The 430-nt window shown below is 56.5% G+C and carries 1 protein-coding gene; it reads left to right on the top strand.

Going from position 1 to position 430, the window contains the following annotated elements:
- A partial coding sequence (locus OH455_RS23285) for a LysM peptidoglycan-binding domain-containing protein (RefSeq protein WP_269982948.1) occupies positions 1–430 on the top strand: 430 nt, incomplete at both ends.

The following is a 430-nucleotide window of genomic DNA, read 5'->3' on the forward strand; positions in this document are numbered from 1 at the left end:
CTTTGTCTTAGCCCTGTGGAAGCGAGAGGGGCAGGTGGTGGTCGACCAGCACTTGCTGTTTAGCCGAGACGCCATGGATGACCAAGCCATGTCGGCGGTAGACACGGCCTTTTTAAATGAGCATGGCGTCCAGCTCGATATGGACGCCATTATCCCTTTGACCAAAGGGCCAGTCATGGAAGAGGTTAGTCGCCGAGCCGCTCATAAGGCGGCTCAAGGGGAAACTCTAGAGCAGATTGCTCAGCAGCACGGTGTCACTCTTGAGACCTTACAAACCTTAAACCCGACGTTGCCATTATCGCCACTGGATAAGGGAGCGGTCATCTACACCGAGCCCGTAAGGGTGTACAACCATGCGCTGGATGTCGGTTACCCAGCCTTTACCGCCCGGCTCAGTGAGGGGCTGCTCTCGATAGACCGCATCGCCCGT

The sequence above is a fragment of the Vibrio sp. T11.5 genome (assembly GCF_027587155.1).
Taxonomy (GTDB): domain Bacteria; phylum Pseudomonadota; class Gammaproteobacteria; order Enterobacterales; family Vibrionaceae; genus Vibrio; species Vibrio neptunius.